General features: G+C 66.4%; 23 protein-coding genes. 17 read left to right on the top strand and 6 right to left on the bottom strand.

Annotated elements, in window-relative coordinates; all coding sequences use genetic code 11:
* Positions 1 to 74 precede the first annotated feature (74 nt).
* The 11 genes from AB7245_RS14675 to AB7245_RS14625 all read left to right on the top strand — a co-directional run bounded on the left by AB7245_RS14675 (position 75) and on the right by AB7245_RS14625 (position 12,350).
* Positions 75 to 1,946, top strand: a complete 1,872-nt coding sequence (locus AB7245_RS14675) for a methylmalonyl-CoA mutase family protein (protein WP_085402700.1) — start codon at positions 75 to 77, stop codon at positions 1,944 to 1,946.
* On the top strand, positions 1,943 to 2,407 hold the full coding sequence (locus tag AB7245_RS14670) for a GFA family protein (protein WP_085402699.1): 465 nt from the start codon (positions 1,943 to 1,945) through the stop codon (positions 2,405 to 2,407). Before AB7245_RS14675 ends, AB7245_RS14670 begins: the two co-directional genes overlap by 4 nt.
* A gap of 24 nt (positions 2,408 to 2,431) precedes the next feature.
* Entirely contained in the window at positions 2,432 to 4,588 is a 2,157-nt protein-coding gene (gene scpA / locus AB7245_RS14665; RefSeq protein ID WP_085402784.1) for a methylmalonyl-CoA mutase, read from the top strand.
* A gap of 37 nt (positions 4,589 to 4,625) precedes the next feature.
* Positions 4,626 to 4,922, top strand: a complete 297-nt coding sequence (locus AB7245_RS14660; RefSeq protein ID WP_085402698.1) for a nucleotidyltransferase family protein — start codon at positions 4,626 to 4,628, stop codon at positions 4,920 to 4,922.
* A gap of 32 nt (positions 4,923 to 4,954) precedes the next feature.
* The gene (locus AB7245_RS14655; protein WP_085402697.1) at positions 4,955 to 5,728 is read left to right on the top strand and encodes an RsiV family protein; all 774 of its coding nucleotides are present in this window, start codon (positions 4,955 to 4,957) and stop codon (positions 5,726 to 5,728) included.
* 131 nt (positions 5,729 to 5,859) lie between these two features.
* A complete protein-coding gene (locus AB7245_RS14650; RefSeq protein ID WP_028146998.1) occupies positions 5,860 to 6,852 on the top strand; it encodes a tripartite tricarboxylate transporter substrate binding protein in 993 nt (330 codons plus the stop codon).
* 191 nt (positions 6,853 to 7,043) lie between these two features.
* Positions 7,044 to 7,538, top strand: coding sequence for a tripartite tricarboxylate transporter TctB family protein (locus AB7245_RS14645; RefSeq protein ID WP_039151132.1), 495 nt, complete (start codon positions 7,044 to 7,046; stop codon positions 7,536 to 7,538).
* A 4-nt stretch (positions 7,539 to 7,542) separates the two neighbouring features.
* The gene (locus tag AB7245_RS14640) at positions 7,543 to 9,054 is read left to right on the top strand and encodes a tripartite tricarboxylate transporter permease (protein ID WP_085403858.1); all 1,512 of its coding nucleotides are present in this window, start codon (positions 7,543 to 7,545) and stop codon (positions 9,052 to 9,054) included.
* Positions 9,055 to 9,105: 51 nt separating this feature from the next.
* Positions 9,106 to 10,095, top strand: a complete 990-nt coding sequence (gene meaB, locus AB7245_RS14635; RefSeq protein WP_085403859.1) for a methylmalonyl Co-A mutase-associated GTPase MeaB — start codon at positions 9,106 to 9,108, stop codon at positions 10,093 to 10,095.
* Entirely contained in the window at positions 10,092 to 10,748 is a 657-nt protein-coding gene (locus tag AB7245_RS14630) for a pyroglutamyl-peptidase I (RefSeq protein WP_085403860.1), read from the top strand. Before meaB ends, AB7245_RS14630 begins: the two co-directional genes overlap by 4 nt.
* Positions 10,749 to 10,979: 231 nt before the next feature.
* On the top strand, positions 10,980 to 12,350 hold the full coding sequence (locus AB7245_RS14625) for a TIGR03808 family TAT-translocated repetitive protein (protein ID WP_063984604.1): 1,371 nt from the start codon (positions 10,980 to 10,982) through the stop codon (positions 12,348 to 12,350).
* A gap of 28 nt (positions 12,351 to 12,378) precedes the next feature.
* Here AB7245_RS14625 and AB7245_RS14620 read toward each other — a convergent pair whose 3' ends face one another.
* From AB7245_RS14620 to AB7245_RS14605, 4 genes are all read right to left on the bottom strand, one after another.
* Positions 12,379 to 13,131 carry a TIGR03809 family protein gene (locus AB7245_RS14620; protein ID WP_094184353.1) on the bottom strand — a complete coding sequence of 251 codons (753 nt, stop codon included), beginning with the start codon at positions 13,129 to 13,131 and terminating at the stop codon, positions 12,379 to 12,381.
* Positions 13,132 to 13,612: 481 nt separating this feature from the next.
* Positions 13,613 to 15,325, bottom strand: coding sequence for a S8 family serine peptidase (locus AB7245_RS14615; protein WP_085403861.1), 1,713 nt, complete (start codon positions 15,323 to 15,325; stop codon positions 13,613 to 13,615).
* A 15-nt stretch (positions 15,326 to 15,340) separates the two neighbouring features.
* Positions 15,341 to 16,030 (bottom strand): hypothetical protein, encoded by a 690-nt coding sequence (locus AB7245_RS14610; protein WP_085403862.1) that lies wholly within the window; start codon positions 16,028 to 16,030, stop codon positions 15,341 to 15,343.
* Entirely contained in the window at positions 16,027 to 16,596 is a 570-nt protein-coding gene (locus AB7245_RS14605; RefSeq protein ID WP_008140099.1) for a sigma-70 family RNA polymerase sigma factor, read from the bottom strand. The genes AB7245_RS14610 and AB7245_RS14605 overlap by 4 nt, the downstream gene beginning before the upstream one ends.
* 433 nt (positions 16,597 to 17,029) lie before the next feature.
* Here AB7245_RS14605 and AB7245_RS14600 point away from each other — a divergent pair, with 433 nt between their 5' ends.
* On the top strand, positions 17,030 to 18,187 hold the full coding sequence (locus tag AB7245_RS14600) for a GGDEF domain-containing protein (RefSeq protein ID WP_085403863.1): 1,158 nt from the start codon (positions 17,030 to 17,032) through the stop codon (positions 18,185 to 18,187).
* Positions 18,188 to 18,250: 63 nt separating this feature from the next.
* On the top strand, positions 18,251 to 19,354 hold the full coding sequence (locus AB7245_RS14595; RefSeq protein ID WP_085403864.1) for a DUF2336 domain-containing protein: 1,104 nt from the start codon (positions 18,251 to 18,253) through the stop codon (positions 19,352 to 19,354).
* Between the two features lie 11 nt (positions 19,355 to 19,365).
* On the opposite strand, the gene AB7245_RS14590 is transcribed toward AB7245_RS14595, so the two are convergent.
* Together AB7245_RS14590 and AB7245_RS14585 are read right to left on the bottom strand one after the other, a co-directional pair.
* Positions 19,366 to 20,004: an NrsF family protein gene (locus AB7245_RS14590; protein WP_085403865.1), complete on the bottom strand. Its 639-nt coding sequence runs from the start codon at positions 20,002 to 20,004 to the stop codon at positions 19,366 to 19,368.
* A 2-nt stretch (positions 20,005 to 20,006) separates the two neighbouring features.
* Positions 20,007 to 20,552 carry a sigma-70 family RNA polymerase sigma factor gene (locus tag AB7245_RS14585; protein ID WP_028146986.1) on the bottom strand — a complete coding sequence of 182 codons (546 nt, stop codon included), beginning with the start codon at positions 20,550 to 20,552 and terminating at the stop codon, positions 20,007 to 20,009.
* A 289-nt stretch (positions 20,553 to 20,841) separates the two neighbouring features.
* Between AB7245_RS14585 and AB7245_RS14580 the strand changes: the two genes are divergently transcribed.
* The 4 genes from AB7245_RS14580 (at position 20,842) to AB7245_RS14565 (ending at position 24,621) form a co-directional block, all read left to right on the top strand.
* Positions 20,842 to 21,477, top strand: coding sequence for a hypothetical protein (locus tag AB7245_RS14580; RefSeq protein WP_085403866.1), 636 nt, complete (start codon positions 20,842 to 20,844; stop codon positions 21,475 to 21,477).
* A gap of 162 nt (positions 21,478 to 21,639) precedes the next feature.
* Positions 21,640 to 22,419 carry an enoyl-CoA hydratase gene (locus tag AB7245_RS14575; RefSeq protein WP_085403867.1) on the top strand — a complete coding sequence of 260 codons (780 nt, stop codon included), beginning with the start codon at positions 21,640 to 21,642 and terminating at the stop codon, positions 22,417 to 22,419.
* A 188-nt stretch (positions 22,420 to 22,607) separates the two neighbouring features.
* Positions 22,608 to 24,038: a TolC family outer membrane protein gene (locus AB7245_RS14570; RefSeq protein WP_094184354.1), complete on the top strand. Its 1,431-nt coding sequence runs from the start codon at positions 22,608 to 22,610 to the stop codon at positions 24,036 to 24,038.
* A gap of 25 nt (positions 24,039 to 24,063) precedes the next feature.
* Complete coding sequence (locus tag AB7245_RS14565) at positions 24,064 to 24,621, top strand: hypothetical protein (protein ID WP_085403969.1); 558 nt, start codon at positions 24,064 to 24,066, stop codon at positions 24,619 to 24,621.
* The last annotated feature ends 33 nt before the right edge of the window (positions 24,622 to 24,654 follow it).

Here is a 24,654-nt window from a genome sequence, read left to right as displayed (position 1 = left end):
CAACCGTTTGCAGCGACGGCCGGCCGTGGCAATTTCGCCCGCGAACAACAAGATTTTTGGGAGCCCTTGGCCGTATGACCTCCGTGACTGACGACCTGCCGCTGGCGGCGGATTTCCCCAAGGCCACGGTCAACGACTGGCGCAAGCTGGTCGACGGCGTGCTGAAGGGCGCGCCGTTCGAGAAGCTGGTCGGCAAGACTTATGACGGCCTCAAGATCGACCCTCTCTATCCGCGCGCCCGGGGCGTTGCGCCCGTGGTGGGACGGCCTGCCGCCGCGCCGTGGCAGATCATGCAGCGGATCGACCATCCCGATGCGGCGCTCGCGAATGCGCAGGCGCTGACCGATCTCGAAAATGGCGCGACGGGGCTCGCGCTGGTGTTCGCCGGCGGCAGTGGCGCTCACGGGTTCGGGCTGGAACCTTCGGCCGATGCGGTCGCCAAGGTTTTCAAGGATATTCATCTCGATGCCGGCATCGGCATCGAGCTCCAGATCGGTCCGCAATCGCGGATGGCGGCGATCCATGTCGCGGAATATGTGAAGAGCAACGGCCTCGATCCCGCCGCCTGCAACATCCGCTTCGGGCTCGATCCGCTTGCGGCCGGCGCGGTGTGGGGTCACAGCCCCTACACATGGGACGAGATCGTTCCGGCCGTCACTGGCGCCATCAAGGGGCTCGCCGCGCTCGGCTTCAAGGGACCGTTCGCGTCCGCCGACGGGCGCGTGATCCACGATGCCGGCGGCTCCGAGGTGCAGGAGCTCGCGTTCGTGCTGGCCTGCGGCGTCGCCTATCTGCGCGCGATCGAGGGCGCCGGCGTTCCACTGGAGCAGGCGCAGGACATGATCTATGCGCGGCTCTCTGCGGATGCCGACCAGTTTTTGACCATGGCAAAATTCCGCGCACTGCGGCTGCTGTGGGCGCGCATCGAGACGGCGTGCGGGCTGACGCCGAAGCCGCTGTTCATTGCCGCCGATACGGCCTGGCGCATGCTGACCCAGCGTGACCCTTACGTGAACATGCTGCGCGCGACCATCGCGACATTCGCGGCCGGGCTCGCCGGCGCCAATGCGATCACCGTGCTGCCGCATACGCTGGCGCTCGGGCTACCTGATCCATTCGCGCGGCGCGTGGCGCGCAATACGCAAGCCCTGCTTCTGGAAGAAAGCAACCTCGCCAAGGTCAGCGATCCCGCCGCCGGCGCGGGCGGCATCGAGACATTGACGGCGCAGCTTTGCGACGCCGCCTGGGCGCTGTTCCAGGACAGCGAGAAAGCCGGCGGCGCCTTCGCCGCGCTTCAGCAAGGCCTGTTCCAAAGCAAGGTCGCGGCCGCGCGAAAGGCCCGCGACGCCAACATCGCAAAGCGCCGCGACGTGCTGACAGGCGCCAGCGAGTTTCCCAACCTGCATGAGCGCGAGACGGCGGTGCTGACGGCGACGCCGGTCAAGCTCGCTCCCTACGGCGAGCAGAAATACAAGTTCGATGCGCTGCCGCCGATCCGGCTGGCGGAACCGTTCGAGGCGTTGCGCGACAAATCCGATGCGGCGCTGAAGGCGCGCGGTGCGCGGCCAAAGGTGTTTCTGGCCAATCTCGGCACGCCCGCCGATTTCACGGCGCGGGCGACCTTTGCCAAGAGCTTGTTCGAGGCCGGCGGCATCCAGGCCGTCGACAGCGAGGGCTTTGCCGATCCGGCCAAATTGGCCGCCGCATTCAAGGCCTCCGGCGCCGAGCTCGCCTGTCTTTGTTCCAGCGACAAGGTCTATCCGGAACACGCCGACGCCGCGGCGAAGGCCCTGCAAACGGCGGGCGCGCGACATATCTATCTGGCAGGCCGTCCGACCGATGCCGAGGCGGCACTCCGTGCGGCCGGCGTCACGGGTTTTGTCTTCGCCGGAGGCGATGCGCTTGCGACACTGCAAGACGCCTACCGACGGATGGAGCAGGCATGAGCGAGGCGGGCAAACCAGTTTTCACCGGCGGTTGCCAATGCGGCGCGGTGCGCTTTGCGATTTCGGCAACCCCCAACAGGGTTTCGATCTGCCATTGCCGTATGTGCCAGAAGGCGAGCGGCGCGCCGTTCGCGTCCTTCGCCGACATCAACCGGACGGACTTCGCCTGGAGCAAGGGGCAGCCGGCGTTCTTCCGCTCCTCCTCGATCGCTGATCGCGGCTATTGCGCCGCCTGCGGCACGCCGCTGAGCTTTGGCCGCATCGACGGCGACCGGATCGAGATCATGACCGGCGCCTTTGACCGCCCCGACCAGCTGGTGCCGACGCGCCAATACGGATCCGAATCCCGGCTCGGCTGGGTGGTCGGAATCTCCAATTTGCCGAGCCAGACCACGCAACAGAATTACGGACCGGAGAAGATGGCGACCATCGTCAGCCATCAGCATCCGGATCATGATTGAGCGTCTAATGATATGGTTGAAACCATGAGCCGCATTCCTGATTTCGCCGACGTCGCCTTCGAGCGCATCGCTACCGCCGCGCCGTCAGGCAGCGCCGAGCCGTGGCTGACGCCCGAGGGCATTCTGGTGAAGCCCGCCTATGGCGAGGCCGATCTCGCCGGGCTCGATTTCCTCGAGACCTATCCGGGCATCGCGCCGTACCTGCGCGGCCCCTACCCGACCATGTATGTCAATCAGCCCTGGACCGTCCGGCAATATGCCGGCTTCTCCACGGCGGAGGATTCCAACGCATTCTACCGCCGCAACCTCGCGGCCGGACAGAAGGGCCTCTCGGTCGCCTTCGACCTCGCCACCCATCGCGGCTATGACAGCGACCATCCGCGCGTCGGCGGCGACGTCGGCATGGCCGGTGTTGCCATCGATTCCATCTACGACATGCGCACGCTGTTCGCAGGCATTCCGCTCGACCAGATGAGCGTGTCGATGACCATGAACGGCGCGGTGCTGCCGATCCTCGCGCTCTATGTCGCCGCCGCCGGCGAACAGGGCGTGCCGCCGGAAAAGCTCTCGGGCACCATTCAGAACGACATTCTGAAAGAGTTCATGGTGCGCAACACCTATATCTATCCGCCCGCGCCCTCGATGCGGATCATTTCGGACATCTTCGCCTATACCTCCACGAAGATGCCGAAATACAATTCGATCTCGATCTCCGGCTATCACATGCAGGAGGCCGGCGCGACGCAGGACCTCGAGCTCGCCTATACGCTCGCCGACGGCGTCGAATATCTGCGCGCCGGTCTTGCCGCGGGCCTCGACGTCGACCGCTTCGCGCCGCGCCTGTCGTTCTTCTGGGCGATCGGCATGAACTTCTTCATGGAAGTCGCCAAGATGCGCGCCGCGCGCCTGCTCTGGGCGAAGCTGCTGAAGCCCTTTAACCCGAAAGACCCGCGCTCGCTGTCGCTGCGCACGCATTGCCAGACTTCGGGCTGGTCTTTGACCGCACAGGACGTGTTCAACAATGTGATGCGCACGACGGTGGAGGCGATGGCGGCCACCCAGGGCCACACCCAGTCGCTGCACACCAACGCGCTCGACGAGGCCTTAGCGCTGCCGACCGACTTCTCGGCCCGCATCGCCCGCAACACCCAGCTGTTCCTGCAGCAGGAGAGCGGCACCACCCGCATCATCGATCCCTGGGGCGGCTCGTATTATGTCGAGCGGCTGACGCGCGACCTCGCGGCGAAGGCCTGGAGCCACATCCAGGAGGTCGAGGAGCTCGGCGGCATGGCCAAGGCGATCGAGGCCGGCGTGCCCAAGCTGCGCATCGAGGAGGCCTCGGCCAAGACGCAAGCCCGGATCGATGCCGGCAAGCAGGCGGTGATCGGCGTCAACAAGTACAAGCCGACGGATGAGGCTCCCATCGACATCCTCAAGGTCGACAACACCAATGTCCGCCGCCTCCAGATCGACAAGCTGACGCGGCTGAAATCCGAGCGCAACCAGACCGACGTCGACGCGGCGCTTGCCGCGCTGACGCGCTCGGCCGGCGAAGGCAACGGCAATCTGCTCGCGCTCGCGATCGACGCAGCACGGGCGAAGGCGACCGTCGGCGAAATCTCGGACGCGATGGAAAAGGTGTTCGGCCGGCACCGCGCCGAGATCAGGTCCATCACCGGCGTCTACAAGCGGGAGGCGTCCAGCATGGGTAACCAGGTCGAGAAGGTTCAGGCGCTGATCGACGCCTTCGAGGAGGCGGAAGGCCGCCGGCCGCGCATCCTGGTCGCCAAGATCGGCCAGGATGGCCACGACCGCGGCCAGAAGGTGATTGCCTCGGCCTTCGCCGACATCGGCTTCGACGTCGACATCGGGCCGCTGTTTGCAACTGCCGATGAAGCTGCGCGGCAGGCGGTCGAGAACGACGTGCACATCCTCGGCGTCTCCTCGCTCGCCGCCGCCCATCTCACCGCAGTGCCTGAACTCAAGGCCGCGCTGAAGAAACAGGGCCGCGACGACATCATGATCATCATCGGCGGCGTGGTGCCGCCGCAGGATTACGACGCGCTCTATGCGGCCGGCGCCGAAGCCATCTTCCCGCCGGGCACGGTGATCGCGGAAGCCGCCGAGGAGCTGATCCGCAAGCTGAATGCCCGGCTCGGGCATAGCGAGGCGGCGGAGTAGATGGTACGCTGGCCGTATCACCGGCCGGATTGTCTCCATGACACGTGATGAGGTCATCGCTGCGATACGCCAGAACGCTGATGCCATCAAAGCCAAGGGCGTCTCGAAGCTCGCCATCCTCGGCACGCGGGACGGCGACGATTATCACCCGCACAGCGACATCGATGTCCTGGTCGAGGTCGAACCGGAGGCCTCTTTCTCGCTGCTCAACCTGATCGACGTCGAGCAGATCATCGAGGATGCGACCGGCTTGCAGGCGCAGGCGACTGTCCGGCGCTCCGCCTCCCCCCACTCTGCGCAGCAGATCGCAGACCACATCCTCGAAATATTCTGACGCTCACGTAAGGAGCACTCCCATTGAAGTTCATGATCGGTTTGAGCGTCGCCATGGCGCTTAGCGCAACGTGCGTGATCTCCGCCCTCGCCGCGGACCCCAAGCCCGACGCCATCATCAAGACCAAGAGCATCGACGCCCGCGTCTTCCTCGACGACAGGATCAAGGCGGATGCGGCGCTCGCGGCGGATTGCCTGGCCGAAGGCAGGAAGTGGCTCGACAAGAACGCGGCCGAGGCCGCCGCCTCGCGCAAGGAAGATCCGCAGTTCTTCAAGGACGGCGGCTGGGATTTCGAGCGCAAATATGCGATCCGCTCCGTTGTTGCAGATCGCTATGTCAGCGTCCTGCGCAACGACTACATGGACACTCATGGCGCCCATCCCAACTCGGACGTGAACACGATCCTGTGGGACAAGAGCGAGGGCAAGCGCATCTCGATCCGCCCGTTCTTCACCGAGACCACCGACAACGGGGCAACTATGAAGGCGATGGTGAAGGCCGTGATCGCTTCGCTGAGAGTCGAGAAGAAGAAGCGCGACACCAGCGAGACCGCGACCGACGAGTGGTTCAAGAGCGTCGAGCCGAGCCTGCTCAAGATCGGCGCGGTGACGCTCGCGCCGTCAACCGAAACGGGCAAGAGTTCCGGGCTCACCTTCCACTATCCGCCTTACGCGGTCGGCCCCTACGCCGAGGGCGAATATGTCGCCTTCGTGACGTGGGAAACGCTGAAGACCTATCTCACGGCGGAAGGCATGCGTATCTTCGGCGGTGCGCGACCGAAGGGCGACGCGGCGGAGCCGCAGTGATGATGTTTTGAGCAGCGACACATTGCTCACAACGCTGTGGTAGCGCTACCTTGCAGCGGCGCCGCAAAGCCGACTAGAATGCCTTCATTGACAAGAGCGCCCGGTGTCACGGGCGCCGCTGGGAGGCATTGATGTCCAAGATTTCGCGCCGCACTTTTGCGGCCTCTTCCGCCGCGATTGCCGCATCCGCCGCATTCGGTCTCACACCCGCACGCGCACAGGCGTATCCGGCCCGGCCGGTCACCGTGATCGTGCCCTGGGGCGCCGGTGGCGGCACCGACGCGACTGCGCGCATTGTCGCAGCCCTCCTGGAAAAGGATCTCGGCCAGCCCTTCAACGTCGTCAACCGCACCGGCGGTTCAGGCGTGGTCGGCCATAGCGCGATCGCGACCGCGCAGCCGGACGGCTACACGATCGGCATGCTCACCGTCGAAATCTCGATGATGCACTGGCAGGGCCTCACCGAGCTGACGCCGAAGAGCTACACGCCGCTGGCGCTGATGAACGAGGACCCGCCCGGCATCCAGGTCTCCTCCTCCTCGCCCTACAAGACCGTCAAGGAGCTCGCCGAAGCCATCAAGGCGGCGCCTCCCGGCAAGTTCAAGGCGTCGGGCACCGGTCAGGGCGGCATCTGGCATCTCGCGCTGGTCGGCTGGATGCAGGCGATGGGCCTGCCCGCCAACCAGGTCGCCTGGGTGCCGTCGAATGGCGCTGCGCCCGCGATGCAGGATCTCGCCGCCGGCGGCCTCGACCTCACGACGTGCTCGGTGCCGGAGGCGCGCGCCATCATCGAGGCGGGCAAGGCAAGGAGCCTTGCCATCATGGCGCCGGCGCGCAACCCGATCTTCAAGGACGTGCCGACGCTGAAGGAGGCGATGGGCATCGACTACGCAACCGGCGCCTGGCGCGGCATCGGCGCACCGAAGAACCTGCCGCCGGAGATCGCAACGAAGCTCACCGCAGCGCTGAAGAAGGTCTACGACTCCGCCGAGTTCAAGGACTTCATGAGCAACCGCGGCTTCGGTACGGTGTGGGGCGATGCCGGTCAGTTCGCAAGCTTCATGGACAAGGGCGACGCCCAGATGGGCGAGGCGATGAAGGCCGCCGGCCTGAGCAAGGCGTGATCCGGACCTGCGATGCTCTGATCGCCTCCCCCCGCTTGCGGGGAGAGGCCGGAATTCGCGCGAAGCGCGGGTTTCGGGTGAGGGGGACTCTCTACGAGTCCAATTCTCACCTCCCCCGCGGAGAGCCCCCCTCACCCCAACCCTCTCCCCGCGCGCGGGGAGAGGGAGAATACCTCGCATAGGATTCTCACATGCGTCTTCCCGACTCCGTCACGGGATCGTTTCTCGTCGTGCTCGGCGCGGCGGCTGCCTATGGCGGCTGGATCCTGCCGCCGGTGCCGGGGCAGCCGGTCGGCCCCAACGTATTTCCGCTCGTGATCGGCATCGGGCTCGCGCTGTGCGGGCTCGCGATCGTGTTCGGCATCGGCCATTCCTTCGAGGAGGAGGAAGAGCTGGTCCCGCTCGAGGACGGCCAGGTGGCGGCCGCACCGCCGCCGCAGGGCAAGCTCTACGGCCTGCGCGCCCTGCTGCCGCCGGCGCTGCTGCTGTTCTACGTCGCCGCCGCCGACCGGCTCGGCTTCATCATCACCGCGGCGATCATGGTCTACGTCACCTCGACCGCGCTCGGGGCGAAGTGGAAGCTGGCACTGCCGCTCGCGGCGCTGTCGCCGTTCGCCATCCACCTCATCTTCGGCAAGCTGCTGCGCGTGCCGCTCCCCGCTGGCCTGTTGCCGACGCCCTGGTGATCCCATGCTCAAGACCCTCATTGAAGCATTCGCGCTGATCTCCACCTGGGAGGTCATCATCGCGATGTTCGCAGCCTCCGTGTACGGCCTCGTCATCGGTTCGCTGCCGGGCCTGTCGGCGACGATGGCGACCGCCCTGCTCGTCCCCGTCACCTTCTACCTCTCGCCGATCGCGGCGATCGCAACCATTGTCGCAGCCTCCTCGATGGCGATCTTCTCGGGCGACATCCCCGGCGCGCTGCTGCGCATTCCCGGCACCCCCGCCTCGGCAGCCTATGCCGACGAGGCCTACGCCATGACGCGCAAGGGCCAGGCTGAGCTGGCGCTGGGGGCCGGCGTCTGGTTCTCCGCCGTCGGCGGCATTGCCGGTGTGCTGTCGCTGATGATCCTGGCGCCGCCGCTCGCCGAGATCGCGCTCTCGTTCTCGACCTTCGAATATTTCTGGCTGGCGCTGCTCGGCCTGATGTGCGCCACTTTGGTTGCGCGCTCCTCGCCGGTGAAGGCGATCGCGGGCATGTTCCTCGGCTTGCTGGTGTCCTGCATAGGTATCGAGAATCCGGGCGGCGTGCCGCGCTTCACCTTCGGCATCACCGATTTGTTCGGCGGCATCGAGCCGATCCCGGCGCTGGTCGGCGTGTTCGCGGTGGCGCAGGTGATGCGCGCGATGCTGACGCCCGAGCCGCCGCCGCTGCCGCGGCGAAAATTCGGAAGCATCATGGCCGGCCAGTGGAAGCTGACCAAGAAATATCACTGGCAGATGACGCGTGGAAACATCATCGGCATCATCATCGGCGTGCTGCCCGGCGCCGGCGCCGACATGGCCGCCTGGGTCTCCTATGCGATGTCGAAACGCTTCTCCAAGGAGCCGGAGAAATTCGGCACCGGCCACGTCGAGGGCCTGGTCGAGGCCGGCGCGAGCAACAATGCCAGCATCGCCTCGGGCTGGGTGCCCTCGCTGCTGTTCGGCATCCCCGGCGACACCATCGCCGCGATCGCGATCGGCGTGCTCTACATGAAGGGCCTCAATCCCGGCCCGACGCTGTTCACCGAGAAGGCGTCGAGCATGTACGCGATCTATCTGATGTTCATCATCGCGAACATCCTGATGATCCCGCTCGGCATCGCCATGATCCGGATCGCCGCCTACATCCTGCTGGCACCGCGCTCCGCCATCATGCCGATCATCATGCTGTGCTGTGCGGTCGGCTCATTCGCGATCGGCAACAACATGTTCGGCGTCGTCACCGTCGCCGCCTTCGGCATCATCGGCTATGTCATGGAGGCGAACGGCTATCCGGTGGCCGCGATGGTGCTCGGCATCGTCATGGGCACCATGGTCGAGCAGGCTTTCGTGACCTCGCTGATCAAGTCGGACGGCAGCATCCTGCCGTTCTTCGAGCGGCCCGTCGCGGCGATCCTCGCCGCCATGGCGATCGGCGCGCTGCTCTGGCCGGTGCTGGTGTGGGTCTGGCGCAAGGTGAAGCCGGTGCAGACAGCGGCGGCAACGACTCGGTGATATCGGGCGAGCGGCCCTCGCCTGCCCCGCCGGGGCGTTGTAAAGCAGGGCATGACTGAGAAGAAGGCCTCGCTGGACATCAAAACCCTCGCCCGCGACTTGCGCTCCGGCAGTCGCGCAGCCCTCGCCCGCGCGATCACGCTGGTGGAAAGCCGGCGCGGCGACCATCAGGCGCTGGCGCGCGAGCTGGTGCAGATGCTGCTGCCCGACACCGGCAAGGCGGTTCGCGTCGGCATCACCGGCTCGCCCGGCGTCGGCAAGTCCACCACCATCGACGTGCTCGGGACGTATCTCATCGAGCAGGGAAACAAGGTCGCGGTACTCGCGGTCGATCCGTCCTCGGCGCGCAGCGGCGGCTCGATCCTCGGCGACAAGACGCGGATGGCGCGGCTGTCGGCCTCCAATGACGCCTTCATCCGTCCCTCGCCATCGTCAGGCACGCTCGGCGGCGTCGCCGCCAAGACGCGCGAGGCCATGCTGTTGTGCGAGGCCGCCGGCTTCGACGTCGTGCTGGTCGAGACCGTCGGCATCGGCCAGTCCGAGACCGCAGTTTGTGACATGACCGACTTCTTCCTCGCGCTGATGCTGCCGGGCGGCGGCGACGAGCTGCAAGGCATTAAGAAGGGCCTGGTCGAGCTCGCCGACATGATCGCGATCAACAAGGCCGACGGCGACAATCTCAAGCGCGCCAACATCACCGCCGCCGACTATCGCGGCGCGCTGCATATTTTGGCGCCGCGATCCGAGCATTGGCACCCGCCGGTCGAGACCTATTCGGCGCTGACCGGCGACGGGATCGCAAAACTCTGGCAGAAGGTTCTGGATCACCGCAAGGCGATGAACGCGTCCGGTGATTTCGCCGCACGGCGGCGCGAGCAGCAGGTGAAATGGATGTGGTCGATGCTGGAGCAGCGCATGCTGGCGCGGCTGCGCAGCGAGGCGTCGGTGCGGACCAAGGTCAGGAAGATCGAGGCTGAGGTGGCCGAAGGCCATCTCACGCCGGCACTCGCCGCCGAGCAGATTCTGGAGTTGCTGCAATGAGCGAAAAGCTCCGCATTCTCCTCACCGGCTTCGGACCGTTTCCCGGCGCGCCCTATAACCCGACCCAGCCACTGGTGGCGCGGCTGGCGCAATTGCGCCGTCCGGCGCTCGACGATGTCGCGCTCGCGAGCCACATCTTCCCGGTCACCTATGCCGCGGTCGACCGGCAATTGCCTGATGTGCTCGCGAAGGAACAGCCCGACGCGCTGCTGATGTTCGGCCTCGCCTCGCGTACGCCTTACCTCCGCATCGAGACCCGCGCACGCAATGCCGTCACCATGCTCTGGCCCGATGCCGCCAACACCCGCTCCAGCAAGCGCGGGATCGCCGGCCATGCGGACGCGATGACGTTCGGTCCGCACACGGCAAGACTGCTGCGCGCCGCGCGCCTCACCGGCATCGACGCGCGCGCCTCGCGCGATGCCGGCGCCTATCTCTGCAACTATCTCAGCTGGCGCGCGATCGAGAATGTGAGGGCGGGCGGACCGCAGCTTGCGGCGTTCATCCACATTCCCCTGCTCGCCCGCAGCGGCGCGGTGCGGCGCAAGGGCGCAGCCCGGATTACGCTGGAGGAGCTGGTGGACGCGGGGGAAGCGATGCTGATGGAGCTGGTGGGGCTGGCAAGGAAGCAGCGGAACACTCAGATTTCGTAGGGTGGCAAAGGCGCGTCGCGCCGTGCCCACCATACATCCGCATTCGTGTAACAATGGTGGGCACGCTTCCGCCTTCGCTCTTCGAGCTACGGCGGACAAGTCGCTTTGCCCACCCTACGGCACCGTCTTTGCGGTAAACATTTAACCCTACCGCGAACAATCCTCACCGCCCCAGCCACCCTGCGCTACCTAGTCGGTCGCGGACCTCCCGCGTCCGCCGAAGGATGCGTCATGGACCTCAATCGCCGTCATCTCATCGGAGCTTCGACCGCAGGCATCGCGGGCGCCCTCGCCATGCCGGCCGACGCCGCGCGCGCGGCGCCGCTGACGTCCCTGCTCGGCCGCGATGCCACGCAATACGGCGTGCGGCCCGGCAGCAGCGAGGACCAGACCCGCGTGCTCCAGCGCGCCATCGACGACGCTGCGCGGGCACAGATGCCGCTGGCGCTGCCACCCGGCATCTACCGCAGCGGATTGCTGCGGTTGCCGAATGGCGCCCAGCTGATCGGCGTGCGCGGCGCGACAAAAATCATCTTCACCGGCGGGGCCGCAGCGATCCAGAGCGACGGGTCGGACTCGATCGGCCTGACCGGCCTCATCTTCGACGGCGGCGGCATCCCGCTGCCGACGCGGCGCGGACTGATCCATGTCCTCGGCGGGCGTGACGTCCGCATCACCGATTGCGAGATCACCGGCTCCGGCGGCAGCGGCATCTGGCTCGAGCAGGTGTCCGGCGACATCTCGGGCAACATCTTCACCAACATCGCGGTGACGGCAGTCGTCTCGTTCGACGCCAAGGGCCTCAGCGTGTCCCGCAACACCATCATCGGCACCAACGACAACGGCATCGAGATCCTGCGCACCGCAATCGGCGACGACGGCACGCTGGTCACTGACAACCGCATCGAGGACATCAAGGCCGGCCCCGGCGGCTCGGGCCAGTACGGCAACGCCATCAACGCGTTTCGCGCCGGCAACGTGATCGTGCGCGGCAATCGCATCAGGAACTGCGATTACTCGGCGGTGCGCGGCAATTCGGCGTCGAACATCCACATATCAGGCAACAGCGTCAGCGACGTGCGCGAGGTCGCGCTCTATTCGGAGTTCGCGTTCGAGGCCGCGATGATCGCCAACAACACGGTCGATGGTGCCGCCGTCGGCGTCTCGGTCTGCAATTTCAACGAAGGCGGCCGCATCGCGGTGGTCCAGGGCAACATCATCCGCAATCTGATCCCGAAGCGGCCGATCGGCACCGCCCCCGACGACGATGCCGGTGTGGGCATCTACATCGAGGCTGACAGCTCCGTGACCGGCAATGTGATCGAGAACGCGCCGTCCTATGGCATCGTCGCCGGCTGGGGCAAATATCTGCGCGACGTCGCGATCACGGGCAATGTGATCCGCAAGGCGCTGGCCGGCGTCGGCGTCTCCGTGGTGTCCGGCGCAGGCACCGCGCTCGTCAACAACAACATGATCTCGGAAACCCCGCGCGGCGCCGTGGTTGGGCTCGATCACGCCCGTGCAGTGACGTCGGATCTGTCGGCCGACGGCGCACAGCGCTTTGCGCAGCTGGTGGTCGGCGGCAATGCGGTGCGGCGGTAGCTGCCGCCCTCATCCCGGAGCCCAAACGCTAGAACGCGTTCCTCAGCAGCGGGTACTTCGCTTGCAGGCCGTCGAGGCTGAAGGTGAATTCGACGACGCGCTCGGGAGCGGCGACAATTTCGGCGGCGGGCGGGGCGAACTGCGGCAGAAGCGTTGCCATTACAGCAGGTGTGGCGGGCGGCGCCTTCACGGCAGGTGCGGCGAACGCCGCCTTCACGGCAGGCGTGGTGAACGCCGCCATTGCGGCAGGCGCGGCAACCGGCGACCTCACGGCGGGTGCGGTGAGCGGCGCCCGCGCAGCGGGAGCCTTGAGCGGCGCGACAGCGGCGGGCGCAGTGAACAATGCCACCGTAGCAGGCGTCGCTCGCGGCGCGAGCGGGGCTTCGGTGATTTCGGCAAGGACCTCCGGCTTGGGCGCGAGCCTGACCGGGACGGCGGTCTCCGCGGCGATGTGGACGGCCTTCGGCTGCACGGTCTGGGCCTGCTGGTCGCGCGGAAACACGCGGGGCATGGTCGCCGGCGACCAGCCGAATACGGGCGAGACACTCGCGGCCGCCGCGGCCACGTCACTACCGGTCGCGAGCGCGCGCCAGGTCTGGACGGCGCGCTTGGCTTCCTGGATGTTTTCGAGGAATGCGAGCTCGGAGTGATAGCGGCGCCAGCGTCCGGTCTCGAACATTTCGGAGAGATGTTCCAGCCGCTGCTCGGCGAGAGCGCACCAGCGTGCCGCAATGTCGCGGCCACGCGCCACGTCGCGAACAGCCTCTTGGCGATGTGTCATAAACCAGCCCGTTGGGAGAAAAATACGGACGCGACGCAACGCACACGAATCAATTTAGACGCGACATGAATATTTTGTGGAAAAGTTTTGACTTGTCCAGCAACGACACGCCGGTCGTCGTCAATCACCGTAGTCGTGCGGACAATTGCTGTGTTTTCGAGTCAAGCTTCGCACAAGCATAACCGGCCTGCGGGGCGACTCCCGGACGCCGACAAGGGGCGCCGCCACGTTCGCTCAACCAGAAGCTGATCGTGCCGAGCGATTCAAGAAATCAGACGCCTGAAAAGAAAAGACCCGTCCGGGGGGACAACCGGACGGGTCGAGCCATATGGGCGCTTGGGGTGGATGGGCGCTCGCGCCTGATATGACTTATGGGGAGGGATGACCGCTCCCACATAATTTGGTCGTGGCAGCCGGCTGAACGTTCAATGCGGCGTTCGATTTCTTGGCCCTCGCACGGCGCGCAAAGTTGTCGCAGCCGCTATCGCGTCGCCGGCCTATCCGCCTGAGAAATCGTGGATTTATCGTCTGCGCTCGACAGCGAAGGTTGTTCGATCGCGCGGATGCCAGGCTCGTCGCGACGCTTCTCGGCATCTTCACGTTTTGTTGTACCGGACGCAGCCGCAACAGGCGTCGCGCTGTCGGCGGGAACGGCCATCACTGCGGCAAACGCGTCGGCCTCACCGTCGCCGAACAGATCATCACGGCCGGGTGAGCCGAGGTCGCGCGCGGTCTTCGCCAGCGTCATGCGCAGCGCCTCCGGCTTGAGCGTGTAATTGCGCTCGAGCAGCAGCGCGGCGACGCCGGAGATATAGGCGGCCGAGAACGAGGTCCCCGAGGTCATCTGGTACTTGCCGTCGGGCGCCGGCAGGAAGATGTCGACGCCGGGCGCGGCCAGCGCGATGTAATTGCCGCGGTTGGACGCCGAGAACAGCTTGTCCTGCTGGTCGGTCGCGCTGACCGCGATCACGTTGGGATTGGCGGCTGGATAGAGCGGCGGCGATTTCGCGCCGGCATTGCCGGCTGCCGCGATCAGCACCAGCCCGCGGGCGGCGGTCGCCGCGATGGCGCGCTCGATCACGGCATCCTTCGGACCGGCAAAGCTCATATTGACGATCTGCGCGCCGTGCTCGGCGGCGTAATTCAGTGAGCGCAGGACGATGTAGGACGAGCTCTGGGCTCCACCCGTCGAGCCGCCAAAGGCGCGGATGGCGATGATGCGCGCCTCGGGCGCGCTGCCCATCAGCTTGGCATGCGCCACGATGGCGCCGGCAATGCCGGTGCCATGGACATGCGGGCCCTCGGCGCTGCCGAGCGCATCAAAGTTGTCGGCGATGGAGTGGGCGAGCTCGGGATGTTGGGCGTCGATGCCGGAGTCGATCACGGCAACCGTCACGTTGGCACCGTGCGCCAGCGTATGCGCCTGCGGCAGGCGAAGCCTGGCCAGCGCGTATTGCGCGGGATCGCCCTCGGTCGGCACTGACGATTTCTGATCCTGGAGCACGTAGCGGAAGTTCGGCTGGAGCGAGCGCACGCTGCCGTCGGCGGCGAACTCACGCCGCACCGTCTCGGAAGGCCTGCCGTCCGTGATGCGGAACAGGCCGAACGTCGCCCCGATCAGCGGGAAATTCTCGGATGAGACACGCGTCAAGCCGTGGCGACGCGCAAGCTCGTCGGCTTCAGTCGCCGACAGCGCGCCGTCGATCTCGGCCACGAATTCGTTGGCGAAGGTGCGCAAGTCGACGGCGGCCGGCGTGCTGTTGCCCCGCCCCTTCCCGGCGCTCTTCTTGCCCGATTTTCCCGCGCCATCGCCGCCCGCGCCCGGCTGCGCCAGGCATTCGCCGTCGGCGTCGCGATAGGGGGCGGTGCAGGCCGGATAGAGGTTCGGCGAATAGCGCGCATAGGGCAGCACTGGGGTCGGTCGCATCCGCGCCGTGGTGGTGGTACGCGGGATAGCAGGGATAGAACGCGGGCCGGGGCCGACGCCGACAGCCCGCGCACCAACACCGGGGCTGACGCGCGCGGCGATGCTGGGAGAGATGGTCGGGGTGCGCGTGGGGACGCTGATCGTCGGCGTGCGCATGATCGCCTGCGCCTGCGCAACCTCGACGCCGAGACCGGCGAGCAGGAGTGCAGCTCCGACCGATGAAGCGTAGGCCCCGGCTCGCGACTTACTCTCGGACTTGCGCGTCATCGGTGCAGCGGCGCCTTACGGCGCCGCGACGGCGAGGTTGACGAACTTCTCGCGCGACATCCTGCCGAGCAGCGAGGCGAGCTCGTCCCGGCCCATCGCCTTGTCGAACTGGAGACGGAACATGCCGCCCTTGGCATCGCCGATGATCGAAGCCTGGTAGCTGTCGAGCAGCGCGGTGATGTCGGCGACGCGCGCCTCGGGCGTGAAGCGCACCAGCGCGCGCGCAGGTGGAGCTCCAAGCTCACGCGTGATCGGCGCGCCGACCGACAGCGAAGCGGTCTCGAAGGTCGCGGGCTGGGTCTTTATCAGCACGGCGCCGATGATGCCGGCCTGGAGCAGCAGCGCGATGGCACCCAGGCTCGCCGACCAGGCCAGCGTACGCGGCGACAGGCTCGAGAAGAAGGTCGCGATGCGCGCCGAGAGCGGCAGCGAACCGACCGGCCGCGCCGGCTCGGCGTCGATCGCGGCGAACAGCTTCTGCATCGCCCGCGCCGACGGAGCCCCCAAGCTCTCGTTCAGATGGATGGTCTCTTCGTACTCGCCGCGGATCGCGGCATATTGCTTTGCAAGCGCCGGATCACGCGCCAGCGCTTCCTCGACGCGGCGAGCGTCACGCGTGTTCAGCGTGCCGGCGGCGTGCCAGGGCAGCAGCAGTTCAATTTCACTGGGCTCTTGCTCCAGCATCTTTTTGCTCAATGCCATCATGGCCAGCCTCGCTCAACGCCGGCTGCCTTCAGCAGTTCGGCCAGTTTCTTGCGCGCATAGAACAAGCGCGTCTTCACAGTGTTCTCCGGAATACCGACGATTTCGGCCACTTCTTCCACGGATTTCTCGTGGTAGTAGACGAGATCGACGATTTCCCGATGGTCCGGCGAGAGGCCCGTCAGACACTCCCGCAACGCTTCACTGGTATCCTTTTTCTGCACCGCGATTTCCGGATCGTCAGACGAATCCTCGATCGCGTTGGCAGCTTCGTCGTCCAACCCAACGTCCTTCCTGCGCCGGAGCGCAGACAGGGCCTTGAATCGGGTGATTGCCAGCAGCCAGGTGGAAACGGCGGATCGACCCTCGAACTTGCCGGCTTGACGCCAGACGTCGAGAAACACCTCGCTGATGAGGTCTTCCGCCGCCTGCTCGTCCCGCACGAGCCTTAGCCCGAACCTGTAGACCCTGACATGGTGCCGCCCGTACAGCACCTGCATGGCGAGCCGGTCACCTTGAGCGATCCTGGCGATGAGGACCTCGTCCGAAGCCGCCTGTGTCACGCTCAATGCCCGTCTCGCAAAGTTGGTCGGGTCGGCGCGGCGGACGGTTCGACGGGCGGGGCGAAATTCTTCAGCCTACCGCAGTCACACGGGGGTCTGTGTGATCTACCCCACATACGCGAATTTTCCTTTTGCCACCCGCGGCGGTTGGCCGGCTCGCTCGATAACGGTAACATAGTAATGAAGAATTCCCTGCGCAATGCCGTCCGGCGCGGACGGCCCGACATGATGGAACCATAGCAGCCCTGCACGACGTATGTCTCACCAAGCCCTGCTTTGGCTCGACCCCGTCGCCAACGATGCCTAATCGCCGGCAAATTTCCCCGCCGGCCGCTGTCACCCTGTTGCGCGCTGCACCGTTTGGATTCGATTTCGAAGGATACCAAACCTAAAGGCTTGCCGCGTAGATTTTTGGGCGACATTCACCCTTGGCGGGACAATGAGCACGGCCGCGACGACCTTACCGGAGAGGAATGCCGCTGAGGTCGCGGATCTCGTTCTCATGCCCGACGCGGCTGCGCCCGAGGTACGAGCACGCCGGGTCCGGCAACGCCGGCAGATGTATGTCGGCCAGGTCGCAAGCTACTCGCTCGGCGCCTTCGTGCTGCTGATCTATGCCCATGACGGCGTCGTCCCGATGAACGTTCCGTCGCTGTTCTGGGTCGGCGGCCTGATGATCATCGGCATCTTCGTCGTGATGTCGGAAGCCGGCGTCGGCGACAGACACAGCGACCATTATCTCACCGTCTTCCAGATCTCGGCGCACATGGCGCTGCAGTTCATCTTCCTGGTGTCGGTGCCGACCCTCGGCATCGCCTTCATCAGCGTGCTGTTCCTGATCTTCGCCTTCGGCACGCTGCGCATGACCTCGGCGCAGGCGATGTTCACCTGGGCGATCGCGACGACCTGCCTCGCGGCCGTCTTCCTCGCCTCCGACCTGCCGATCGGCATGCCAGTCGCCACGAAGCTCCAGCGGACCGCCTCGATGCTGTGCTTCGTCCTGGTGATCGGCCAGTGCGCCTTCCTCGGCCTGTTCGGTGCCACACTGCGAAAGGTCCTGTACCGGCGCAGCATCGAGCTGAAGGCCGCCTATCAGCGCATCGAGGAGCTCGCCGAGCTCGACGAGCTCACCGGCTCCTACAACCGCCGCTGCATCATGCGGCTGCTCGATGCAGAGGTCGAAAAGTCGCAGCAGGCGTCCGCACCTTGCGCCATCGCGCTGATCGACCTCGACTGGTTCAAGCGCATCAACGACGCCCACGGCCACCCCGTCGGCGACGAGGTGCTGCGCACCTTCGCCATCACCATTTTTGCAAATATCCGCCCGGCCGACTTTTTCGGCCGCTATGGCGGCGAGGAATTTCTGCTGCTGCTGCCGGGCACCGACGGCGGCGCAGCTGGGCGCATGCTCGAGCGGCTGCGCGGCATCGTCGCCGATCTCGACTGGAGCGCATTTTCCCCCGGCATGCGGGTGACGATTTCCGCGGGCGTCGTGACGCTGCGCGACAACGATACTGCCGACACGTTTCTCGCACGCGCCGACAGCGCGCTTTATTCCGCCAAGGCGCAAGGGCGCAACCGTATTGCAACGAGCTGACTAATCCATTTTTTCCTGGCTGCGCAGAAGCCGCAGCCGGACCGAACGCTCCAGGACAGGGCCATGAGATCGAAATCCGACAAACCATCCGAGAACCTGCTTGATGAATTGCAGACCGCGCTCTCGCACGGCACCGTCGCGCGCCGGGTCGAGGCCCTGCGCCGCGTCACCGATCTCTTCATCAACAATGCGGTGGATTATTCCGACGAGCACATCAGGGTGTTCGACGACGTGTTCCAGTGCCTGATCGAGCAGATCGAGACCTCGGCGAGAGCGCTGCTCGCCAACCGTCTCGCGCCGATCGCGGCCGCGCCGCCCAGGATCATCCGCACCCTCGCGCTCGACGAGGTGATCGAGGTCTCCGGCCCCGTGCTCTCGAAATCGGAACGGCTGGACGAGGCGACCCTGATCGAGATCGCGCGCACCAGGGGCCAGGCGCATCTCAAGGCGATCTCGCTGCGGCGGGTGCTGTCGGAAGCGCTGACCGACGTGCTGGTGGCGCGCGGCAACGAAGACGTCGTGCAATCGACCGTCAGCAATCCGGGCGCGCAGCTCTCCGAGGGAAGTTTTACCGACCTCGTCACGCGCGCCGAACGCGACGATGACCTCGCCACCTGCATCGGCCTGCGGCCCGACCTGCCGCGCCATCACTACCTGAAGCTGATCGCCAAGGCGTCCCTGAGCGTGCGCAGGAAGCTCGAGACCGCGCATCCGGAGCTCGCGGACGAAGTGTCCAGCGTGGTCCAGGAAGCGACCCATCGGGTCCGCGCCGCCGCCATGACCAGGCAGACCGAAATGGCGCGCGCGCTGGTGAGATCGCTGCACGAGGACGGTCGTCTCAACGAGTTTCAGGTCACCAGCTTCGCCGAGCAGGGCAAGTTCGACGAGACAAATGCGGGGCTCGCAGCACTCGCGGGCGTCGCGGTCGAGACCGCCGAGAACATGATGATCGAGAGCCGCAACGAGGGCGTGATGGTTCTCGCCAAGGTCGCGGGCATGCAATGGTCGAGCGTCCGCGCGATCATCGCGATGCGCGAAAAGCTCTCGGGCGGCTCGAAGACCGACATGCTGACGCTGCGCGATGCCTACGAGGCCCTGCGCTCATCGACCGCGCAGCAGGTGCTGCGCTTCCACCGCATGCAGCAGGGCACGACGCCGGCGGCGTGAGGCCGCCGCCGCTAGTAGCGCAAAACTTTCGAACCCGCGTAGGCGCCGATCGCGGTCACGAGTGCCGTCGCGATCGTGTACCAGGTCGCGACGAACAGCGGCGAGTCGTCGGTGCAGTGCGAGGCGTAGAGCGTTGCGGCAAGGCCGGCCGACAGCAGGCCGGCGAGCGCGCCGGCGAGTGCAGGATGCGACGGCGCGCCGTGGCGCAGGCCGAACAGCGCGCCCGCAAGCAGCGGCAGCGACATCGCGGGGATCGCGAGCATGCACACCCGGGAGTTCTTGCCCACCAGCCGCATCGTCATCGGCATCGCCGGGGCCATCATGGTCTCGCCGCCGATCGCAACCGCAAGCAGGCCGACGGGAAGCAGCAGCAGCCAGCCCCAGCCGCGCATCAAGGCTTCGGGCCGCGACAGATGCAGGCTGACGATGATCGCGGGAATCGCAAGCGACAGCGTGACCGCGAACTTCGTGTCGAAGAACGGATTATGCATCGCGGTCATCACGTCGGGCCGCACGCCAAGGAAGCTGGCGAAGATCAGGATCGAGAACGGCGCCGCCACCAGCAGCGCCATCGTCAGCACGGCACCGACGCGCGGCGCGCGATGGGCGTTGTCGGCCGCGAGCGAGCGAATGAGTTGATCGGTATCCATGACTAGTGGTCCCGCAGTTTGGCAGTCAGCGCCGCAAGTCCGCGATGCAGCGCGACCCGCACCGCACCTTCGCTCATCGAAAACTTTGACGCCGTGTCCTTGATCGAAGCGCTGTCGACGGCGATCGACTGCAGCACGTCGCGCTGGCGCTGCGGCAGCGTGTCGAGCTGCGTTGCGACCTCGGCCGCCGAGGCCGTCTCCTGCGGTGCCTCGCCCGGCAGCGTCTCGGCGAAATCGTCGATGTTGACGAAGACCCGCCGGCCCCGCCGCCGGAGCGCATCGATCAGCTTGTTGCGCCCGATCGCAAACAGCCACGGGGCGAAGGGGGCTTCGCTGTCCCAGGTGTGCCGCTTCAGATGCACCGCCAACAAAATCTCCTGCACGATATCCTCGGCCTGGTCGGGAGGCTGCCCGGCCCGCGCCAGACCCCGCCTCGCGGCAGCGCGCAGCACAGGCGTGACCGCCTTCAACAGGCGATGATACGCCGCATCATCGCCTGCCATGGCCGACCGCATCAGGCCGGTCCACTCGTCCTCACGTCCGCGCACGCGCCCTCACCATGCAATTCGGCAGCTCTTTCAGTTTGTTACGCCGGCACCAGAAAGATCACGACTTCGTGATCTGCGCCGTGCCTCGCCACGCGATGCGGCCGTCGAAACCCGCGACGGCTCATAACACCGATCGGTCCCGTCCGCATCCGGCGGCCGGTTGCGAGGCGGCGGTTTGCCCCGCTTTTGCCCGGGATAGCCCGAAGATTCCCATTTTTTGCCCCGCTGTGGTCACGCCCCAGGGGCTCTGTTCGGTCCCGGGACAGGCGGAATTGGGGAGATCGTCAACATGATGAAAGCCAGCGGGCGCGCCGCACTGATTCTTCTTGCCGGCCTTTTCGTGCTGGTCGGAGCCGCTGCACAGGCGGCACCGAGTTCAGCCGCAAGCAGCCAATCGGACAGCGCGGGCAACCAGGCCGACGCAGTCAAGCCGAGCAAGCAGCGGCGCCATGCATCGCGCCACCGCGACAGCGGCAAGACGGCGCAGAAATCCGACGACAAGGCCGACAAGAAGGACGGCGCGGCGAAGGCCGAAAACGACGTGCCGGCCTTGAGCCAGATGCCGCCGGCAGTCGCCAACGCCAACGCGCAGATCGCCGCAGCCGATACGCCGACGGCTGCCGCGGCCTCCGCGTTGACCGGCCGCGCCAACGACAACGTTCAGGCTGCAGCCGATAATACCACCGCGCCGAATGACGAGGCTCAGGTGGTGGCGCCCGATCAGCTCAACGACATCGACCGCGCCCTCCAACAGGACCCGCCGGCACAGAAGGCGGTGATCGCCGCAACCGACGCGCGGCCGGCGCCGGTGATGGCGAGCAGCCACAGCTCGGCCTGGGACCAGAGCTCGCTGATCGGCAAGATCTTCATCGGCGTCGGCACGCTGCTGACGCTGGCGTCTGCCGCACGCATGTTCTTCGCTTGATGCTTGGCCTGGTTTTTGGCCTGATTTTGGGGTGAGGGACCTCGTCCGGAACGCGCGTCTCGCCGCGCGTTCCGGACGGCCTCGTTCCGACAGCTTTTCGGCCCTTGAAGCCCACCGCGCCAGCGGGCACATTGCCCGCCCAATCAAACGCGTGGGTGGAGCATGAGCACGTTCGAACACATCATCGTCGAGAGCAAAGGCGCGGTCGGCATCATCAAGCTGAACCGGCCGAAGATGCTCAATGCGCTCTCCTTCGGCGTCTTCCGCGAGATCGCCGCGGCCGTCGACGATCTCGAGGCCGATGACGCCATCGGCTGCATCGTCGTGACCGGCAGCGAGAAGGCCTTTGCCGCCGGCGCCGACATCAAGGAGATGCAGCCGAAAGGCTTCATCGACATGTTCTCCGAGGATTTCGCCGCGATCGGCGGCGATCGCGTCGCGCGCTGCCGCAAGCCGACCATCGCCGCGGTTGCGGGCTATGCGCTCGGCGGCGGCTGCGAGCTCGCCATGATGTGCGACTTCATCATCGCCGCCGACACCGCCAGGTTCGGGCAGCCCGAAATCACGCTCGGCACCATTCCCGGCATCGGCGGCACCCAGCGCCTGACCCGCGCGATCGGCAAGTCGAAGGCGATGGACCTCTGCCTCACCGGCCGCATGATGGATGCGGCGGAAGCAGAGCGCTCAGGCCTCGTCAGCCGCATCGTGCCCGCCGACAAGCTCATGGACGAGGTCATGGAAGCCGCCGAAAAGATCGCATCGATGTCGCGGCCCGCCGTCGCCATGGCCAAGGAAGCGGTCAACCGCGCCTTCGAGACCACGCTCGCCGAAGGCATGAGCGTCGAGCGCAACCTGTTTCACGCGACCTTCGCGCTGGAGGACCGCTCCGAGGGCATGGCGGCGTTCATCGAGAAGCGCAAGCCTGTCAACAAGAACCGGTAATGCCCGCGAGCGGTCAGGCTGGTGTAAGGCTTCGCCGCTCTGGTGCAGAAACCCTGTGACGCGCCTGCAACAAGCACGGAATAGATGGGGGTTTTCCCCGCGGCAGTTTGCCTGCGGGACCCCGGCTGGTTAAACAGTTAAGAGGCCACCGTCGGCGGGGGCGGACAGCCGGGGTTTAGCAGGATTACATGATTGGGCGTGCCGCCAGAGTTGGTCGCGTGATGACGCGGCATCGATCGGGCGTGGGTCCTGTGCTTGCGACATGGACCACGCTGGCGCTCTGTTGCGCCCTGCCCTCCGCCGCATGGGCGGAAGCCCTGCCGGAGGCGCTCGCCAAGGCCTACCAGACCAACCCGCAGCTCAATGCCGAGCGCGCGCGGCAACGCGCCACGGATGAAAACGTGCCGCAGGCCCTCGCCGGCTACCGGCCGCAGATCGTGGCAAGCCTCAGCGCCGGCCTGCAATCGGTGCGCAATCTGCTGCCCGACAACACGATCCAGACCGCCAATCTGAAGCCGTGGATCATCGGCGTCACCGTGACGCAGACCCTGTTCAACGGGTTCCGCACCGCCAACAGCGTCCGCGCTGCGGAACTTCAGGTGCAGTCCGGCCGCGAGGCGCTGCGCAATGTCGGCCAAGGCGTGCTGCTCGACGCGGTCACCGCCTACACCAACGTGCTGGCCAACCAGTCACTGGTCGAGGCGCAACGCTCCAACGTCGCGTTCCTGCGCGAGACGCTCGCCGTCACCCAACGCCGCCTCAACGCCGGCGACGTCACGCCGACCGACAGCGCCCAGGCCGAGGCGCGGCTCAGCCGGGGGCTCGCCGACCTCAACGCCGCGGAAGTCGCGCTGGCGGTGAGCCAGGCGGTCTACGCGCAGGTGATCGGCAATGCGCCATCGCAGCTTCGGCCCGCCGAAGTCGTCGACCGCTATCTGCCGAAGAGCCGCGAGGATGCGCTGACGACGGCGATCCGCCAGCATCCAGCGGTGATGGCGGCGGGCTTCGACGTCGATGTCGCCTCGACCAACATCCGCGTCGCCGAGGGCGCGCTGCTGCCGAGCGCCAGTCTCCAGGGCAGTGCCAGCAAGAGCCGCAGCAACGACCCGACGCTGAGCACCATCGCCGAAGACCAGGCCTCGATCGTCGCCAACGTCACCGCGCCGATCTACGACGGCGGCCAGGCCGCCGCACAGACCCGACAGGCCAAGGAGATCACGGCGCAGAGCCGGCTCGTGCTCGACCAGGTCCGCAACCAGGCGCGCACGGCGGCGACCAGCGCCTGGGTCGCCAATGAGGGCGCCAAGATCACGGTCTCCGCTTCCGAATCAGAGGTGAAGGCGGCGACCGTCGCGCTCCAGGGCGTGCAGCGCGAGGCCGCCGGCGGGCAGCGCACGACGGTGGACGTGCTGAACTCGCAGGCCGATTTGATCCAGGCCAAGGCCCGCCTGATCGGCGCACTGCGCGACCGCGTCATCGCCTCCTACACGCTGCTCAGCGCCGTCGGCCATCTCGACGTCAAGACGCTCAGCCTCAACACGCCGGACTATCTGCCCGAGGTGCATTACCAGCAGGTCCGCGACGCCTGGCACGGCCTGCGCACGCCGTCGGGGCAGTAGTTTCAAATCGTCTGGCCTGATGCCGATGAAGAGCCGCCGCATCCATCTGATGGGAGCTTCGGGCTCCGGCGTGACGACGCTCGGTCGCGCGCTCGCCGGCCGGCTTGCGCTGCCGCATCACGACAGCGACGATTATTTCTGGCTGCCGACCGTGCCGCCCCACCAGACGACGCGCCCTGCCGCGGAGCGCCTGCGCCTGATGCGCGAGATGTTTCTGCCGCGTCTCGACTGGGTGCTGAGCGGAACCGTCACCGGCTGGGGCGACGAACTCGTCCCGTTCTTCGATCTTGTCGTCTTTGTGACGACACCGCGCGAGCTTCGCTTGCAGCGCCTGCGTGGCCGCGAGGCTACGCATTTCGGAGCTGATGCCGTCGCACAGGGCGGCTGGCGTCACGAGGAGACGGAGTCGTTCGTCGAATGGGCCTCGCGCTACGAAGCCGGCGATCGCGAGGGCCGCAGTCTCACAAAAGATGAAGCCTGGCTCGCGGGCCTGCCCTGCCCGGTCGTGCGCATCGACGGCTCACGCCGGCTTGCGGATCTTGTCGAGCAGCTATGCAGTGAAGCGGAGCGGCTACCCGGCTGATGTGATATTGTTCCGGTCCCACCTCAAAAATAA

This window comes from Bradyrhizobium sp. 604_D8_N2_3 (assembly GCF_051810765.1).
Classification (GTDB): Bacteria; Pseudomonadota; Alphaproteobacteria; order Rhizobiales; family Xanthobacteraceae; genus Bradyrhizobium; species Bradyrhizobium barranii.
This window is presented reverse-complemented; position numbering and strand designations above follow the sequence as displayed.